Source organism: Aestuariivirga sp. (assembly GCF_046294715.1).
Lineage (GTDB): Bacteria > Pseudomonadota > Alphaproteobacteria > Rhizobiales > Aestuariivirgaceae > Aestuariivirga.
Window position 1 is genome coordinate 107,616 of record NZ_JBKBKI010000008.1, and the last position, 15,240, is coordinate 122,855.

The 15,240-nt window shown below is 64.2% G+C and carries 14 protein-coding genes; 4 read left to right on the forward strand and 10 right to left on the reverse strand.

All coding sequences use genetic code 11. The annotated features are described in order from the left end of the window. Positions 1–33: 33 nt before the first annotated feature. Positions 34–489: a hypothetical protein gene (locus tag ACK4HL_RS08045; protein ID WP_409758358.1), complete on the forward strand. Its 456-nt coding sequence runs from the start codon at positions 34–36 to the stop codon at positions 487–489. Here ACK4HL_RS08045 and ACK4HL_RS08050 read toward each other — a convergent pair. Genes ACK4HL_RS08050 through ACK4HL_RS08060 form a run of 3 tightly spaced genes read right to left on the reverse strand, consistent with a single transcriptional unit; the run spans position 486 to position 4,014 of the window. Next, positions 486–1,985, reverse strand: a complete 1,500-nt coding sequence (locus tag ACK4HL_RS08050; RefSeq protein ID WP_409758361.1) for an AMP-binding protein — start codon at positions 1,983–1,985, stop codon at positions 486–488. The two genes, ACK4HL_RS08045 and ACK4HL_RS08050, sit on opposite strands and share 4 nt — an antisense overlap. Further along, a complete protein-coding gene (locus ACK4HL_RS08055) occupies positions 1,982–3,151 on the reverse strand; it encodes a pyridoxal phosphate-dependent aminotransferase (RefSeq protein WP_409758364.1) in 1,170 nt (389 codons plus the stop codon). Before ACK4HL_RS08055 ends, ACK4HL_RS08050 begins: the two co-directional genes overlap by 4 nt. Next, positions 3,151–4,014, reverse strand: a complete 864-nt coding sequence (locus ACK4HL_RS08060) for an NAD(P)-dependent oxidoreductase (RefSeq protein ID WP_409758367.1) — start codon at positions 4,012–4,014, stop codon at positions 3,151–3,153. Before ACK4HL_RS08060 ends, ACK4HL_RS08055 begins: the two co-directional genes overlap by 1 nt. A gap of 62 nt (positions 4,015–4,076) precedes the next feature. On the opposite strand from ACK4HL_RS08060, the gene ACK4HL_RS08065 reads away from it, so the two are divergent. Then, positions 4,077–5,513: an aldehyde dehydrogenase family protein gene (locus ACK4HL_RS08065; RefSeq protein ID WP_409758370.1), complete on the forward strand. Its 1,437-nt coding sequence runs from the start codon at positions 4,077–4,079 to the stop codon at positions 5,511–5,513. A gap of 20 nt (positions 5,514–5,533) precedes the next feature. On the opposite strand, the gene ACK4HL_RS08070 is transcribed toward ACK4HL_RS08065, so the two are convergent. The 3 genes from ACK4HL_RS08070 to ACK4HL_RS08080 form a co-directional block, all read right to left on the reverse strand. After that, the gene (locus ACK4HL_RS08070) at positions 5,534–6,418 is read right to left on the reverse strand and encodes a DMT family transporter (protein ID WP_409758373.1); all 885 of its coding nucleotides are present in this window, start codon (positions 6,416–6,418) and stop codon (positions 5,534–5,536) included. 89 nt (positions 6,419–6,507) lie between these two features. Next, positions 6,508–7,113 (reverse strand): bifunctional nicotinamidase/pyrazinamidase, encoded by a 606-nt coding sequence (gene pncA, locus ACK4HL_RS08075; RefSeq protein ID WP_409758376.1) that lies wholly within the window; start codon positions 7,111–7,113, stop codon positions 6,508–6,510. Positions 7,114–7,117: 4 nt separating this feature from the next. Then, positions 7,118–8,065, reverse strand: a complete 948-nt coding sequence (locus ACK4HL_RS08080) for a glucokinase (protein ID WP_409758379.1) — start codon at positions 8,063–8,065, stop codon at positions 7,118–7,120. 119 nt (positions 8,066–8,184) lie between these two features. Between ACK4HL_RS08080 and ACK4HL_RS08085 the strand changes: the two genes are divergently transcribed. Beyond that, the gene (locus ACK4HL_RS08085) at positions 8,185–9,768 is read left to right on the forward strand and encodes a peptide chain release factor 3 (protein ID WP_409758382.1); all 1,584 of its coding nucleotides are present in this window, start codon (positions 8,185–8,187) and stop codon (positions 9,766–9,768) included. Then, positions 9,765–10,499: a DUF599 domain-containing protein gene (locus ACK4HL_RS08090; RefSeq protein WP_409758385.1), complete on the forward strand. Its 735-nt coding sequence runs from the start codon at positions 9,765–9,767 to the stop codon at positions 10,497–10,499. Before ACK4HL_RS08085 ends, ACK4HL_RS08090 begins: the two co-directional genes overlap by 4 nt. Positions 10,500–10,515: 16 nt before the next feature. On the opposite strand, the gene eda is transcribed toward ACK4HL_RS08090, so the two are convergent. Genes eda through zwf form a run of 4 tightly spaced genes read right to left on the reverse strand, consistent with a single transcriptional unit; the run spans position 10,516 to position 15,124 of the window. Beyond that, on the reverse strand, positions 10,516–11,160 hold the full coding sequence (eda, locus tag ACK4HL_RS08095) for a bifunctional 4-hydroxy-2-oxoglutarate aldolase/2-dehydro-3-deoxy-phosphogluconate aldolase (RefSeq protein ID WP_409758388.1): 645 nt from the start codon (positions 11,158–11,160) through the stop codon (positions 10,516–10,518). Then, positions 11,157–12,980, reverse strand: a complete 1,824-nt coding sequence (edd, locus tag ACK4HL_RS08100; protein WP_409758391.1) for a phosphogluconate dehydratase — start codon at positions 12,978–12,980, stop codon at positions 11,157–11,159. The genes eda and edd overlap by 4 nt, the downstream gene beginning before the upstream one ends. A gap of 9 nt (positions 12,981–12,989) precedes the next feature. Next, positions 12,990–13,646, reverse strand: a complete 657-nt coding sequence (locus tag ACK4HL_RS08105; protein ID WP_409758394.1) for a 6-phosphogluconolactonase — start codon at positions 13,644–13,646, stop codon at positions 12,990–12,992. Next, a complete protein-coding gene (gene zwf / locus ACK4HL_RS08110; protein ID WP_409758397.1) occupies positions 13,643–15,124 on the reverse strand; it encodes a glucose-6-phosphate dehydrogenase in 1,482 nt (493 codons plus the stop codon). The genes ACK4HL_RS08105 and zwf overlap by 4 nt, the downstream gene beginning before the upstream one ends. Between the last annotated feature and the right edge of the window lie 116 nt (positions 15,125–15,240).

The window sequence follows — 15,240 nt, forward strand, 5'->3', positions numbered from 1 at the left end:
GAACTCCCCGCGGCCTGCAGCATTGAACACCCCATGGCAATTGTAAGGCCGAGCAAGACTTCCACGCGCCGCCGCGTCCCGGCGCACAGTTCCGGGCGGTCCAACCGGCGCATCCGGAATCGCATGGAAGAGCGTGTCTCCCTTCTCTCCCGCCGCAAGGCTGCGATACCCCAGCGGCTTTCGGACCTCGACCGAGAATGGGACATTGAACGCGCCATCGAAGCCAATGCCGCAGTGATCGCGATGAGCGGGGTGGCGCTCGCGGCTCTGCATGACCGGCGCTGGCTGGCCTTGCCGGCACTGGTCACGGGTTTCCTGCTGCAGCATGCGGTGCAGGGCTGGTGCCCTCCGGTTCCTGTGCTGCGCGGCCTGGGATTCCGCACTGCAGACGAGATCAATGCAGAGCGAATGGCGCTGAAGGCAATTCGCGGCGATTTCAGGGGTCTCGAGAAGTCGCCGCAGAGGGCGCTCGAGGCCGCCCGCCGCTAGCCCGCCCGAAAGACATCCCCGAAGCGCTTGCGAAGCTCTGCCTTCTGCACCTTACCCATTGCATTCCTCGGCAGTTCCGAAACCGCGAAAATGCGTTTCGGAACCTTGAACTTCGCAAGGTTCCTGGAGAGGACGGCGATGAGTTCCGCCTCGGGCGGTATGGGTCCGCTCGCCGTCACCACCGCAACAACGCCTTCGCCGAAGTCCGGATGATGCACGCCTATGACAGCGGATTCGGCAATCCCCTCAAGCCCGTCGAGGGCTTCCTCTATCTCCTTGGGATAGACGTTGAAACCGCCGCTGATGATCAGGTCCTTGGCACGTCCGACGATGCTGACGCGGCCTTCCTGATCCATCGTGGCGAGATCGCCCGTGATGAAATAGCCGTCTGCGCTGAAATCCTCCCTTGTCTTCTCAGGCATGCGCCAGTAGCCCTTGAAAACATTCGGTCCTTTCACTTCGAGAACGCCAGGCTGCTCGCCCCGGATGCGTACCGATACGTCGGGCAGCGCAAAGCCGACCGTGCCCGGCACCCGCTCCCCTTCGTAGGGATTGGACGTGATCATGCCCGTCTCCGTCATCCCGTAGCGCTCCAGAATGGCGTGGCCGGTGCGCGCTGCGAATTCCCTGTGCGTCTCGGGGAGAAGCGGTGCCGAGCCTGAAATGAAGAGGCGCATGTTCGAAGCCGCCGCGCGCGTGAGGCCACCCTCGGCGAGGAGCCGCGTGTAGAAGGTGGGCACGCCCATCATCAGCGTGGCAGAAAGCATTTCGGCCAGCATGGCCTTCGCATCGAACTTCGCAAACCACACGATTTCGCTGGCTGCGAGGAAGGCAGTATTGAGCGCGACGTAGAGACCGTGCACGTGGAAGACGGGAAGCGCATGGAGCAGCCGGTCCCCCGCCGTGATCCGCCAGAGGCTCACCAGGGTGGCGGCGTTCGACTCGAGATTGCCGTGGGTGATCATCGCACCCTTGGAACGGCCGGTGGTCCCGGAGGTGTAGAGCAACCCCGCGAGATCGTCGCTTCCGCGCATGGCCGTGTCGTGCCGGTCCTCCATTGCCGCTGCAAGTGTGGCGAGAGAACCTTCCCCTTTCGCGTCCAGATTGACTACGGCGAAAACCTTGCAGCGGTCGGCCAGCTGTCGCATCTCAGCGTGCCGGGAAGGATCACACACGATCACCTTCGGCGCGGCATCCTCCACGAAGTAGGCCACCTCGGCCGCCGTGTAAGCAGCATTGAGCGGCTGGTAGACGGCACCCAGCTTCAGAACTGCGAGGTAGAGCAGCACATTGGCGATGGATTTCCCGACCTGCACGGTCACCCGGTCGCCGGGCTCCACGCCGAGGGTGGCGAGAGCATTGGCATACCGCGCAGCCCCGCCTGCAAGATCGGCGAAGCTGAGGTGCCCCCCTCCATCAACTGCGCGGATCGCCGTCCGCTCCGCATTGGCGGAAAAGGACTGTTCGAAGCGGCAATAGAGATTGGCGTTGCTCATGCTTCGAGGAAGGCTTTCATGCGCTTCAGCGCCTCGGCGAGGTCGGCCTCGCTCGCCGCGTAGGAGAGCCGCATGAAGCCCTTGCCGTTGGCGCCGAAGCTCTCGCCGAAGATCAGTGCCACATGGGCCTTGTCGAGAAGTTCACGGGCCAATTCGCGCGATTGCCAGCCTGTGCCCGCGATGTTTGGGAAGGCATAGAAGGCCCCGCCCGGGACACGGCAGCGCACACCCCTTATGTCGTTGAGGCCCTTCACCACCATGTCGCGGCGGCGCTGAAAGCTCTTGCGGAAGCCTTCGATCTCGTCCATCGGCCCGGTGATTGCCGCAAGGCCCGCCATCTGGGTTGCCACGCTGGTGCAGGAATGATCGACCGTGATAAGCTTTTTTACATATTCTATCAGGTGCTTGGGCCATATTCCGAAACCAAGGCGCCAGCCGGTCATCGCAAATGTCTTGGACCAGCCGTCGAGAATGATGGTGCGGTCGCGGAGTTCGGGAAACGAAAGGAAACTGGTGAAATCGACCCCGTCATAGATCTGATGGCTGTAGATCTCATCGGAAAGCACGGCGACGTCTGGATATTTTGCCAGGCCTTCGGCGAGCTTGGTGATCTCCTGGCGCGAGACGACGCCACCGGTCGGGTTGGCGGGCGAATTGATGATGATGAGGCGCGTCGCCGGTGTGATCAGCGAAAGCACCTCTTCGGCATCGAAGCCGAAGTCCTTCTCTTCGCGGATGGGATAGGGCACGGGTTTGGCGCCGCTCGAGCGGGCGGCATCGCGATAGGGCGGGAAGCCGGGATCGGGGTAGAGGATTTCCGCGCCCGGTCCGCCGAAAATCTGGCAGGCGAAGTAGAAGGTCACCTTGCCGCCCGGCACGATGACCACCTCTTCGCCGGAAATCGGCACGCGAAAGCGGTTGCCCACATATTGGGCCACGGCATCGCGCAGCACGGGCAGCCCCTGCGGGCTCGTATAGCCATGGGGCCCGTCGCGCACCGCTTTCTCGGCCGCCTCGAGAATATGCCTCGGCGGGGTGAAGTCTGGCTGGCCGATCCCTAGGTTGATCACGGGGTGTCCCTTGGCCTTGAGCGCATTGGCCCGGTCGAGCACGGTAAAGGCGGTCTCTTCCTCGATGGCCGCCACGGCAGGATTTATCTTGAGCATCAGGTCACATCATCGATTGCGGGGTCGAGCAGGTGGCTGACGTTCCGTCCGCCATGGCCCGTTTGTACGGCCTGCGTGAAGATGTCCGCAACGGAATCCGTCAGCCGCGATCTGCAACCCAGCCCTTCCGCCAGCTCCGCATAGTAGGAGATGTCCTTGGCGGCATTGGCCAGGGTGAAGCGATAGCCGTCGAAATCGCCCTTGAGCGCCGGCTCGACCATCTTGCGCAGCACGCCGGAATTGCCCGAGCCGTTGAGCATCACCTCATAGAGGTCCTTCCAGTCGACCTGGGCCCGGTGGGCGGCGTTGAAAGCCTCCGCCACCAGCGCCACCATGCCGGTGACGAGATAATTGGAGATGACCTTGGCGGTATGCCCGGATCCCGGAGGGCCGAAATGCCTCACCGTGGAGGCAAAACAGGAGAGCAGGGGGCTGATGCGGGCAAATATTTCCTCGCTCGCTCCGCAGAGCACGCCGAGTTTCCCCTGCTCGGCCTGTTCCGGGCCTCCCGTCAGGGGAATATCGGCGTAGCCGACATCCAGGAGCTTCAGTTCGCGCGCCAGCCGCCTCGTCACCTCGGGTGCGGAGGTTCCCGCATCCATGAGGACCTGGCCTGCGCGCAGGTGAGGCCTGAGACCGGAGATCGTCTCCTCCACTACGTTTGACGTGGTGAGACAGAGCAGGATTGCCTCGGCCTTGGCGATTTCCTCCAGCGAGCGCGCCTCACTCGCACCCCTCGCCACGAGGTCTTCCACGGGCTCGCGATTGCGGTGCGCGATCACGCTCACCCGATGGCCATGCCGCAGGAGATTGACAGCCATGCCATGTCCCATCATCCCGGCACCGATCAGTCCGACATGCATGCTTGCCTCAATTGCCCGGCCTCCGTATGGTCCCGCCCGAAAAACGCAGGGAGTTGGGCATCATGGCGCTGCATCGCAATTTCATCAATGGCGAATGGCTGGAAGGTAAGGGCGTTCGGGAGAACGTAAACCCCTCCGACATCACCGATGTGGTGGGCGAATATGCCCAGGCGGACAAGGCCCAGACTGAAGCCGCCATCGCCGCGGCCAAGGCTGCCCAGCCCGCCTGGGCCGCTACCACGCCGCAGGCCAGGGCCGATATCCTCGAATTCATCGGCTCCGAACTCCTGGCACGGAAGGACGAAATCGGCCGGCTTCTCTCGCGCGAGGAGGGAAAGCCCCTCTCCAACGGCATTGCCGAGACGATGCGGGCCGCGCAGATCTTCAAGTTCTTCGCGCAGGAGGCACTGCGCGTCGAAGGCGTTGCGATCTCCTCCGTGAGGCCCGGCGTGGACGTGACGATCACGCGCGAGGCCCTGGGCGTCGTCGGCCTGATCTGCCCGTGGAACTTCCCCATCGCCATTCCCGCCTGGAAGATGGCGCCGGCACTGGCCTTCGGCAATGCCGTGGTGTTCAAGCCGGCGGATCTCGTTCCGGGCTCGGCCTGGGCGCTCGCGGAGATCATCTCGCGCTCGGGAATTCCGAAGGGCGTGTTCAACCTCGTCATGGGGCGGGGTTCCGTCGTCGGACAGACGCTGCTCGACTCGCGTGACGTCAATGCGATCTCCTTCACGGGGTCAGTCGATACGGGAGCCAAGGTGGCGATGGCCTGCGCGGCGCGGGGCGCCAAGTTCCAGCTGGAGATGGGCGGCAAGAACCCGCTCGTGGTGCTGGACGATGCCAATCTCGACATTGCGGTGGCGGCGGCGCTCGACGGCGCCTTCTACCAGACAGGACAGCGCTGCACCGCCTCCTCGCGCCTCATCGTGCAGTCGAAGGTGCATGACGCCTTCGTCGAGCGCATGGTCGAAGGCATGCAGAAGCTGAAGGTCGATCACGCGCTCAAGGAGGGAACTGTCGTGGGCCCCGTCGTCGACGAGAACCAGATGGCGCAGGATGAACGCTACATCCAGATCGCGCGTGACGAGGGGTGTGAACTCGTTTGGGGCGGCGAACGGCTCAACCGGGACACCAAGGGCCACTACCTCAGCCCGGCCCTGTTCATCGGCACCAACAACGCCATGCGCATCAATCGGGAAGAAGTGTTCGGACCGGTTGCCTCGGTCATCAAGGTCGATAGCTATGAGGAGGCGCTGGGAGTCGCCAACGACACGGCCTTCGGCCTTTCTTCTGGGATCATCACCACCTCGCTCAAGCATGCGAGCGACTTCCGCAAGAAGTCGGCAGCGGGCATGGTGATGGTGAACCTCGCCACGGCCGGCGTGGACTACCACGTGCCTTTCGGCGGTCGCAAAGGCTCGAGCTATGGCGCGCGCGAGCAGGGCCGCCACGCTGTCGATTTCTACACCTCGATCAAGACGGCCTATACGCTGGCGTGAAGCCTCCCGCCCGCTCCCGCTCAGTCGGCGGGCGCGGGCACTTCCCGCATCTTGCCCACCGAGGCCTCGCGGGCGAAGACGACGAGCCCGCTCGCCACCACGATGCCGGCACCGATGAGCGTCCAGAGATCGGGCACATCGCCGAAGAATGCGTAGCCGGCGATGATCATCCAGACGATCTGGGTATAGAGGAAGGGTGCCAAGGCGCTTGCCGGCGCGAGGCGGTGGGCCTGGATGAGCATCAGGTGACCCACCGCACCTGCAAGCCCCATGAAGCCCAGCAGCAGCCATTGCAGGCCCTGCGGCATCTGCCACAGCAGGGGCAGGGGAACGGCCGCGGCGAGTGTTCCGACGAAACCCACGTAGAACAGCGATGTCTCCGCCCGGTCGCGGGCGCCGACCTTGCGGGTGACGATATTGTAGATCGCACCGCAGAAGGATGAGCCGACCGAGAGCAGCATCGCCCAGTGAAAGCCGTCGCTGCCCGGACGCATGATGACGAGCACGCCGAGGAAGCCGACGATCACCGCCACCCAGCGCCGCCAGCCCACATGCTCACCGAGGATCGGCACGGACAGGGCGCAGACCCAGAGCGGGATGGTGAAAAAAATCGCCGCCGTCTGAGCCAGTTGCAAGTGCATCATGGCAAGGAAGTTCAGGATCGTCGACACCATCAGGAGGACGCCGCGCAACGCTTGCAGCACCGGGTGCCCGGTCGCGAAGAGTGCCATTCCGCCAGTGCGGAGCACGACGACGACCGAGATCAGGAACGCCACCGAATAGCGCCCGAACACGGCGACGGCTGCAGGCAGCTCCTGAGTGACGAGCTTTGCCGCCGTGTCGAGGCTGGTGAAGACGACCATGGAGGCCATCATCAGGAGGATGCCCGTGATGCGCGGTGTCATGCGGCAGACTGTTAGCGCGGCTTCCGACGCCATGACATCCGCTGCAGCGGCACACACCCCTGCGATTCCCGCATGGGGAAGACAGCCCGTCAGGCCAGAACGATGCCGCGATCAGCGAAGGACTTGCGCGCCTGGTCCGCCGAACCTTGAAGATCGATGGCCCGGCATGCGGCCTCGATCACCTCCGTGTCGAAGCCCAGCATGCGGGCATCCTCGGCCGAGAAACGCACGCAAAAATCAAAAGCAAGGCCGACGCATACGACCTTTTCGAATCCGCGTTCCCTCAGATAACCGCCAAGCCCCGTCGGTGTCTTGTGGTCATTTTCGAAGAAGGCGGAATAGCTGTCGATCTCCTCGCGGAATCCCTTCCGGAGGATGAGTTCGGCGTGGGGGATGTGCAGGTCCGCATGGAGGGCGGCGCCCGGGGTGTCCTGGATGCAGTGATCCGGCCACAGCGTCTGCGGGCCGTAAGGCATCATCGTGGTCTCGAAGGCGCTCTTGCCCGGGTGCCGAGAGGCGAAGGACTTGTGTTCCGCAGGATGCCAATCCTGCGTCAGGACCACGTGGCGGAAACTCTTCGCGAGCCGGTTGATGAGCGGCACCACCTCGTTCCCGCCCGGCACGGCCAGCCTGCCCCCGGGGCAAAAGTCGTTCTGCACGTCGATGACGAGGAGTACGTCGGTGTCCTTCCACATGGTTTCACCTCATATCGGCAATGGCCGCCGCGCAGCCCTTGAATGCAGGGAACCTGTCGATGATCACATAGACGGGGATCGGCCGCATCACATAGGCGAGCCGGCCCTTCTCCTGGAAGATGGTGCGGAAGGGGCCATCTTTCAATTTTCCGACGATGGAAGGCGCGATGCCTCCCGCGAGGTAGACCCCGCCCTTGGCCTGCATGGTCATGGCCGCATCGCCCGTGATCCGCGCGAGCCAGGTGATGAACTGATCGAGCGTCCGCACCGCCGCCTCATCGGTGCCGGCGAGAGCGGCCTGCAGAACCGCCTCTGGCGTGGCGAGCGAGGGTCTTTCCGCCACGGCCCGGTACATGCGCAGCATGCCTCCCCCGGTAATGGCGTCCTCCGCCTCGAAGGGAACCCCGGGTTTCGACATCTTTCCGCGCCAGTCGAACTCCTCCTGGGTGACGACGGGGAGGGTGACGTGGCCGACCTCTCCCGGCAGCGCCATCCAGCCCCCCTGTGGCAGTGGCGCCAAGGTAGCCATGCCGAGGCCGGTGCCGGGGCCAAGGACGATCTTGACGGCCGGCTTCTCCGGTGTTCGGCCACCGATCTGCACAACGTCCTGCGTACCGAGATGAGGGAGCGAGAGGGCGAGGGCCTCGAAGTCGTTGAGGAGCCGGAAGCAGCTCGCCCGCGCGGCGCGCTGGAGAGAATTCCGCGTGAAACGCCAGTCACGGTTGGTGAGCGCCACCGTCTCGCCCTCTACGGGGCCGGCGACGGCGATGGCGGCTCCGGAGAGGGTCGAAACCGCCCTGGCCCCCAGATAGGCGGCAATCGAATCTTCGAGGCAGGCGAAATCATCATTCTTCTGGACGGCGATGTCCTGCACGGCGACCGAGCCTGGCTCGACCAGCCCGAAGCGGGAATTGGTGCCCCCGATATCGCCGACAAGTGCCAGTTTCGTCATGTCTTTCCCCTTCTTTCCAACTGCCACGGGAACAGGCTTTGAGCAACAGCGAAAGCTTTACCCTGCCGCAAAAGCCGGTTAGGAAGCCGGCCAAACCCCTTCAGATTTCAGGATTTCCTGTGACGAACCCGCTCGAACAGGAGGTGGCGCGCCGGCGCACCTTCGCCATCATTTCCCACCCGGATGCCGGCAAGACGACCTTGACCGAGAAACTCCTGCTGTTCGGCGGTGCGATCCAGCTGGCCGGCCAGGTGCGCGCCAAGGGGGACCGCAGGCGCACCCGATCAGACTGGATGGCGATCGAGCGGGCACGCGGCATCTCGGTCGTCACCTCGGTGATGACCTTCGAATACGAGGGCACGGTCTTCAACCTGCTCGACACGCCGGGCCACGAGGACTTCTCGGAAGATACCTACCGCACCCTGACCGCAGTCGACGCAGCAGTGATGGTGATCGACGCGGCCAAGGGCATCGAGGCCCGAACACGCAAGCTGTTCGAAATCTGCCGTCTGCGGGACATTCCGATCATCACATTCGTCAACAAGATGGACCGCGAGTCGCGCGAGCCGCTGGACCTACTCGACGAAATCGAGAAGGGCCTCGCGCTTACGGTCGCTCCCATGGTCTGGCCCATAGGCCAGGGCAAGGATTTCGCCGGCACCTATGACCTGTCGAGCCCGCGCGTGCGCCAGATCGAGAAGGATCCGGAAGGCGTCCCGGTTTCCGGGCCCGACGATCCGCTGATCGGCAATCTCATCAAGGGCGATACGCTGGTGAAATGGCGGGACGAGATCGAACTGGTGAAAGACCTCTGTCACAGCTTCGATCGCAAGGCATTCCTCGAAGGCCATTTGTCGCCGGTCTATTTCGGCTCGGCGCTCAAGAATTTCGGCGTGCGCGACCTTCTCGAGGCATTGATCGCCTATGCCCCGCCACCGCGCGACCAGCAAGCTTCCTCGCGCGTGGTGCATGCGACGGAGCCCAAGATGACGGGCATCGTCTTCAAGATCCAGGCGAACATGGACCCGAACCATCGTGACCGCATCGCCTTCATGCGGCTCGCCTCCGGCAAGCTCACGCGCGGCATGAAGGTGAAGCTGGTCCGCACCGGCAAGACGGTTGCGCTCAATGCGCCGCAGTTCTTCTTCGCACAGGATCGCTCGATTGCCGACGAGGCCTATGCGGGCGACGTGGTGGGCATTCCCAATCATGGGCTGCTGCGCATCGGCGATACGCTGACCGAGGGCGAGGACATCGTGTTCACGGGGGTTCCCAGCTTCGCGCCCGAAATCCTCAGGCGCGTGAAGCTGGGCGATCCGATGAAGGCCAAGAAGCTTCGCGAGGCGCTGCAGCAGCTCGCAGAGGAGGGGGTGGTGCAGCTCTTCATCCCCGCCGACGGTTCTCCGGCCATCGTCGGCGTGGTCGGCGCCCTGCAACTCGACGTGCTGGCCGACCGTCTCGCCAATGAATATGGCGTTCCGGTGAGCTTCGAGCCGGCGCGCTATGAAGTGATGCGCTGGATCTCCAGCGAGGACGGGAAGAAGCTCGAGGAGTTCATGGCGGCCAACCGCTTCTCGATTGCCCACGACCTTGACGGAGACCCCGTCTTCATGGCGCAATCGGCGTTTAGCCTGAACTACACGCTGGAGCGCGCTCCGGAGATCAGGACGGCGGAGATCAAGGAGATGCACAAGCCCGCATGAACATGCTGAGCCCCTTTCTGCCGCAGGATCTCGGCCTGGCCGAAGCCATCGCCTCTGCGCTGATCTTCCTCTTGTGGGGGCTCTATACGCCGATCCTCAAGCTGATCGGCAGGGGTTCGCTCAACATGCAGCTCCATGCGGTGCGCCTGCGCTGGCTGCAGATGCACCAGGGGATCGAGCGTGAGCACCGGGTGTTCGACGCAATCCTGCTCGGCCACATCTCGTCGTCGATCTCCTTCTTCGGCTCGGGCACGCTGATCGTGCTGGCGGGGCTCGTCGGTGCACTGGCCAACGTGAACAGCCTCTATCACCTCACGCGCGGCCTCACCTTCCTCGACCAGGAGATGTCGCTCGAGCTTTTCACGCTCTACTTCTGCATGCTCACGCTGATCCTGGCGCTATGCTTCTTCTCATTCACATATGCGCTGCGCAAGATGGCCTATACCTTTGCCATGCTCGGGGGGCTGCAGGCGACGCGCGCCGACACCGTCCAGTCGCGCATCATGGGCGAGCAGTCGGCCGTGGTGCTCACCGAAGCGATCCGCTCCATCAATACCGGCATCCGGGGCTTCTATTACGCTGTGGCGACCCTGTTCCTCTTCGCGGGACCTTATGCCTCGCTCGTCGCGACGGTGGCGATCACGGCACTCCTCTATTACCGCCAGCTCTTCTCGCCCACGGCGATGGCCATCGCGAAATATGTGGATGTGCTGAAGGAGACGAAGGGATAGGCCGGCAATTCCGGACCTAGCCCCGCAGCCTTGAGGCCTCGGCGGCGAGCCTTTCGATCCCCGCCCAGTCCTTGGCCTCCACCATCTTCTTCGGAGCCATCCAGGAGCCACCGACGGCGATGACGTTGGAGAGCTTCAGGTAGGACGGCGCCCTCTCCGGCGTGATGCCACCCGTGGGGCAGAAGCGGATCTGCGGCAATGGCGAGGCGAGCGAGGCAAGCGTGGCGGTGCCGCCAGAGGGCTCGGCCGGGAAGAATTTCTGGATCGAGTAGCCCCATTCGAGCAGTGCCATGCATTCGGACGCGGTGACGCCGCCGGGCAGGAAGGCGATGTCATGATCCTCCGCCGCTCCCAGAAGCGTGCCGGTGGCACCGGGCGAGACGGCAAACCTGCAGCCCAGCCTCTCGCTGTCACGGAGCTGTTCAGGCGTCAGCACGGTTCCGGAGCCGACGATTGCGCCCTCCACCTCGTCGATGATGGCGCGGATGCAGTCCATCGCCTTCGCGGTGCGGAGCGTGATCTCGAGAACGGGAAGCCCGCCTCTGACGAGCGCCCGTCCCAGCGGTACGGCATCCTCGATGTTCTCGATCACCAGTACCGGCACCACGGGGACACGGGTGAGCGTGTCTGCCAACGCCTTCTGGTATTCCTTCGCCATCATGCCACCTCGAAGATCGATGCGCCCGCATCGGCCCGTCCTGCAATGGCACGGAAGGCCTGAAACAATTCGCGGCCCGTGCCCGCCACGTTGGCAGAGAGATCGGGAATCATGTCGTCGCGCGAAGAGAGATCGGCCAGAACCTCGAGCGTGCCCCTGTCTGCATCGAGGCGGATCACGTCGCCGTCGCGGATTTTCGCTATGGGCCCGCCGTCGACTGCCTCGGGTGTCAGGTGAATCGCGGCAGGCACCTTGCCGGAAGCGCCCGACATGCGGCCGTCGGTGACGAGCGCCACGCGAAAGCCCTTGTCCTGCAGAACCGCGAGGGGCGGCGTCAAGCGATGCAGTTCCGGCATGCCATTGGCCTTGGGCCCCTGGAAGCGCACCACCGCCACCACGTCCCGGTTCAATTCGCCCGCCCTGAACGCGGCCTGCAACTCCTCCTGAGAGTGAAACACCCGCGCGGGCGCCTCGATCACGTGCCGGTCCGGGGGGATGGATGAGGTCTTGATGACAGCGTTCCCGAGATTGCCGGAGAGCACGTTCAGCCCGCCGGTGGACTGGAATGCGCTCGACACGCCGCGCAGGACGCTTTCGTCCTGCGAGCGCGACACGGCTTCCTCATAGACGAGCGAGCCGTCGGACCGGAGCTTCGCTTCCTTGACATAGCCGGACAGTCCGCTGCCCATGATGGTCGTTACGTCCTCGTGCAGGAGTCCCGCGCCCAGCAGTTCGCGGATCAGGAAACCCATGCCGCCCGCGGCGTTGAAGAGGTTAACGTCCGCCTTGCCGTTGGGATAGACGCGCGCCATCAGCGGCACGACCTTGGAAAGCTCGGCGAGATCGTTCCAGGTCAGTGAAATTCCCGCCGCCGCGGCCATGGCGATCAGGTGGATCGTGTGGTTGGTGGAGCCGCCGGTGGCGAGCAGGCCGACGACGCCGTTCACCACCGCCTTCTCGTCATAGATGCGACCGATGGGGCGGTAGTCGTTGCCGAGCGCCGTGATCGCCAGCGCGCGCTTCGCGGACTCGCGGGTGATGGCATCGCGGAGGGGCGTTCCGGGGTTGACGAAAGTGGAGCCCGGAAGATGCAGCCCCATGATCTCCATGAGCATCTGATTGGAATTGGCGGTGCCATAGAAGGTGCAGGTGCCAGGCCCATGATAGGATTTCGCTTCCGCCTCGAGGAGTTCATCGCGCCCAACCTTCCCCTCGGCGTAGAGCTGGCGAATCTTCGCCTTCTCGTCATTGGGCAGCCCGCTCGTCATCGGTCCAGCCGGAATGAACACGGCAGGGAGATGCCCGAAGGAGAGTGCGCCGATGATCAGCCCCGGCACGATCTTGTCGCAGACTCCGAGATAGACAGCAGAATCGAACATCTGGTGAGAGAGGGCAACCGCGGTGGACAGAGCGATCACGTCGCGCGAGAACAGCGAGAGTTCCATGCCTGTCTCGCCTTGGGTGACGCCGTCGCACATGGCTGGCACGCCGCCCGCCACCTGCGCCGTGCCGCCCGCCTCACGCGCTGCCTCGCGAATCTTCTCCGGATAAGTCTCGAAGGGCTGATGTGCCGAGAGCATGTCGTTGTAGGCCGTGACGATGGCGAGGTTCGGAGCATCGCCGTTCCGCAGCGCCGCCTTGTCTTGCGGCGAGCAGGCCGCGAAACCATGGGCGATATTGGCGCAGCCCAGCGCCTTGCGCTTCGGACGTGCGGCGGCGGCGGCCTCTATCCTGTCGAGGTAGCGGCTGCGCTTTTCCCGGCTGCGCTCGACGATCCTTTCGGTTACTGCGGAAACGATGCCGTTCACGGACACTTGGATCACCTCCTTCGTTCAGGGCGCCCAGTAGAGAGTAAGGGGTGCGGCGCTCCGCAGCAGGGCTCTCACCGGCATTTCCTCGGCAGGACCATCGGAGAGCGCCTTCTGCAGCACCTTCCGCTTTTCTTCACCCTCGATGTGCAGCGCAAGACGCCCCGCCTGCGCGATCGCCGGCAGATTGAAGGTGAGGCGCGGTTCGCCGGCGCCCGGCGCGGTGATCGCGATCAGCCGCGTTCCGGCGCTGTCGTCCAGTGCGTCCTTCAGCCGATCGCCGCCAGGGAAGAAGGACGCGGTGTGTCCGTCGCTGCCCATCCCCAGGATCGCCACGTCGAAGGGCACGGACTTTTCGGCCTGCGGGTTGTCGAGCAGCGGGATGAAGGTAGCGGCGGCAGCCTTGTTCTGCAGCAGGTGTCGGCGCACCAGCCGGGCATTGGAGCGCTCGCTCGTTTCCGGCACCTGGCGCTCGTCGATCAGCGTCACGCTGACACGAGACCAAGGGATTCCGGTCGCGGAAAGCTTCTCAAAAAAGAGCTTTGGCGTCGTGCCGCCAGAGACGGCGAGCGTTGCCTTGCCCTTCGCTTCGATCGCTCGCTCGAGTTCATCCGCCACGTCGCGGGCGAGCGTCTCGGCCAGGGCCTCCCGGGCCTCGAATATGCGTTCGGCTTCGATCATAGGTCTTGGTCCTCATACCAGGTGCGGCCATCGCGCTCGATAAGCGCCACGGCGGCGGACGGGCCCCAGGTGCCCGCCGTGTATGGCTTCGGCATGTCGCCGGATGTGCTCCAGGCTTCGAGAATGGGGTCGATCCAGTCCCACGCCGCCTCCACCTCGTCGCGCCGCATGAACAGAGCCTGGCTGCCGCGCACGACGTCCATCAGAAGCCGCTCGTATGCGTCCGGGTTCCGGACGTTGAAGGCATCGGCGAAACTCATGTCGAGCGGCACATGGGAAAGCCGCATGCCGCCGGGCCCGGGATCCTTGATCATCAGCCACAGCTTCACCCCTTCGTCCGGCTGCAGGCGGATGACGAGGCGGTTTGGCGCAATGGGGCCTGCCTGCCCGTCGAACACCGAATGCGGAATGGGCTTGAAGGTGACGACGATCTCCGAAACACGGCTCGCGAGGCGCTTTCCCGTTCGCAGATAGAAGGGAACACCGCTCCAGCGCCAATTGGCGATCTCAGCCTTGAGCGCCACGAATGTCTCGGTTCTCGATGTGACGGCGCCGAGTTCCTCGAAATAGCCCTTGACCGCCTCGCCTTCGACAGCCCCCGCCCGGTATTGGCCCCGCACGGTGAGGCCCGCGACGCCATCGCCAGAGACGGGTTTCAGCGCTTTCAATACCTTCAGCTTCTCGTCGCGCAGTGCGTCGGCGGCAGTCGAGATCGGCGGCTCCATGGCGACAAGGCAGAGAAGTTGCAGCATGTGATTCTGCACCATGTCACGCAGCGCCCCGGCCGTGTCATAATAGCCGGCGCGGCCCTCCACCCCCAGCGTCTCGGCCACGGTGATCTGCACATGGTCGACGTGGCCCGCATTCCACACCGGCTCGAACAGGGCGTTCGCGAAACGTAGCGCCATCAGGTTCTGGACCGTCTCCTTCCCGAGATAGTGGTCAATGCGGTAGATTTGCGGCTCGCTGAACACGCGGCCGATCGATTCGTTCAGCGCCCGCGCCGAGGCGCCCGACTTTCCGAGCGGCTTTTCGATGACGACGCGCGTCCGTGGCGTCACGAGATGCAGCGACGCCAGCCTGTCACAGATCGGGCCGAAGAGATCGGGTCCGACGGCGAGATAGAAGACGCGGATCCGATCGCTCTCCGGTTTCAGGAGCCTGCCGAGATCGGCCCAGCCATCCTCTGCTCCGGCATCCGCGGCGACATAGGCGAGGCGCGCGAGAAAACGTGACACCACGTCCGGCGGGCGTTCGGCGTCGGGCACGTGGTCCTCGATGGATTTCCGGGCGAGGGCAGCAAACTCTTCGGCGCTCAAGCCTCGCCGCGAACAGCCGATGATGCGTGATCCCGGCGGGATCTGCCCCTGCACATCCCGGTGAAACAGCGCCGGCAACAACTTCCGTTGCGACAGGTCGCCCGTGGCGCCGTACACCACGAGGTCGAACAGATCCACCGGAATGATGCGGGGAGTCATGAAAATCTTTCCGCCGTTGTTGATGTGCGCCCCTCAAATAGCGGCTCCGCCTTACGAGTCAATGAAGGGGGCATGGAAGCCAGCTCGCGGGGTAGTTGCCAATCTCCACCGGCTGA

What these genes read in the sequence shown, in the direction of transcription:
- ACK4HL_RS08055 (WP_409758364.1), bottom strand. Translation starts at nt 3,151, where the DNA reads ATGCTCAAGATAAATCCTGCCGTGGCGGCCATCGAGGAAGAGACCGCC.
- ACK4HL_RS08045 (WP_409758358.1), top strand. Translation starts at nt 34, where the DNA reads ATGGCAATTGTAAGGCCGAGCAAGACTTCCACGCGCCGCCGCGTCCCG.
- ACK4HL_RS08090 (WP_409758385.1), top strand. Translation starts at nt 9,765, where the DNA reads ATGAACATGCTGAGCCCCTTTCTGCCGCAGGATCTCGGCCTGGCCGAA.
- ACK4HL_RS08080 (WP_409758379.1), bottom strand. Translation starts at nt 8,065, where the DNA reads ATGACGAAACTGGCACTTGTCGGCGATATCGGGGGCACCAATTCCCGC.
- ACK4HL_RS08060 (WP_409758367.1), bottom strand. Translation starts at nt 4,014, where the DNA reads ATGCATGTCGGACTGATCGGTGCCGGGATGATGGGACATGGCATGGCT.
- zwf (WP_409758397.1), bottom strand. Translation starts at nt 15,124, where the DNA reads ATGACTCCCCGCATCATTCCGGTGGATCTGTTCGACCTCGTGGTGTAC.
- ACK4HL_RS08050 (WP_409758361.1), bottom strand. Translation starts at nt 1,985, where the DNA reads ATGAGCAACGCCAATCTCTATTGCCGCTTCGAACAGTCCTTTTCCGCC.
- ACK4HL_RS08065 (WP_409758370.1), top strand. Translation starts at nt 4,077, where the DNA reads ATGGCGCTGCATCGCAATTTCATCAATGGCGAATGGCTGGAAGGTAAG.
- pncA (WP_409758376.1), bottom strand. Translation starts at nt 7,113, where the DNA reads ATGTGGAAGGACACCGACGTACTCCTCGTCATCGACGTGCAGAACGAC.
- ACK4HL_RS08070 (WP_409758373.1), bottom strand. Translation starts at nt 6,418, where the DNA reads ATGACACCGCGCATCACGGGCATCCTCCTGATGATGGCCTCCATGGTC.
- eda (WP_409758388.1), bottom strand. Translation starts at nt 11,160, where the DNA reads ATGATGGCGAAGGAATACCAGAAGGCGTTGGCAGACACGCTCACCCGT.
- ACK4HL_RS08105 (WP_409758394.1), bottom strand. Translation starts at nt 13,646, where the DNA reads ATGATCGAAGCCGAACGCATATTCGAGGCCCGGGAGGCCCTGGCCGAG.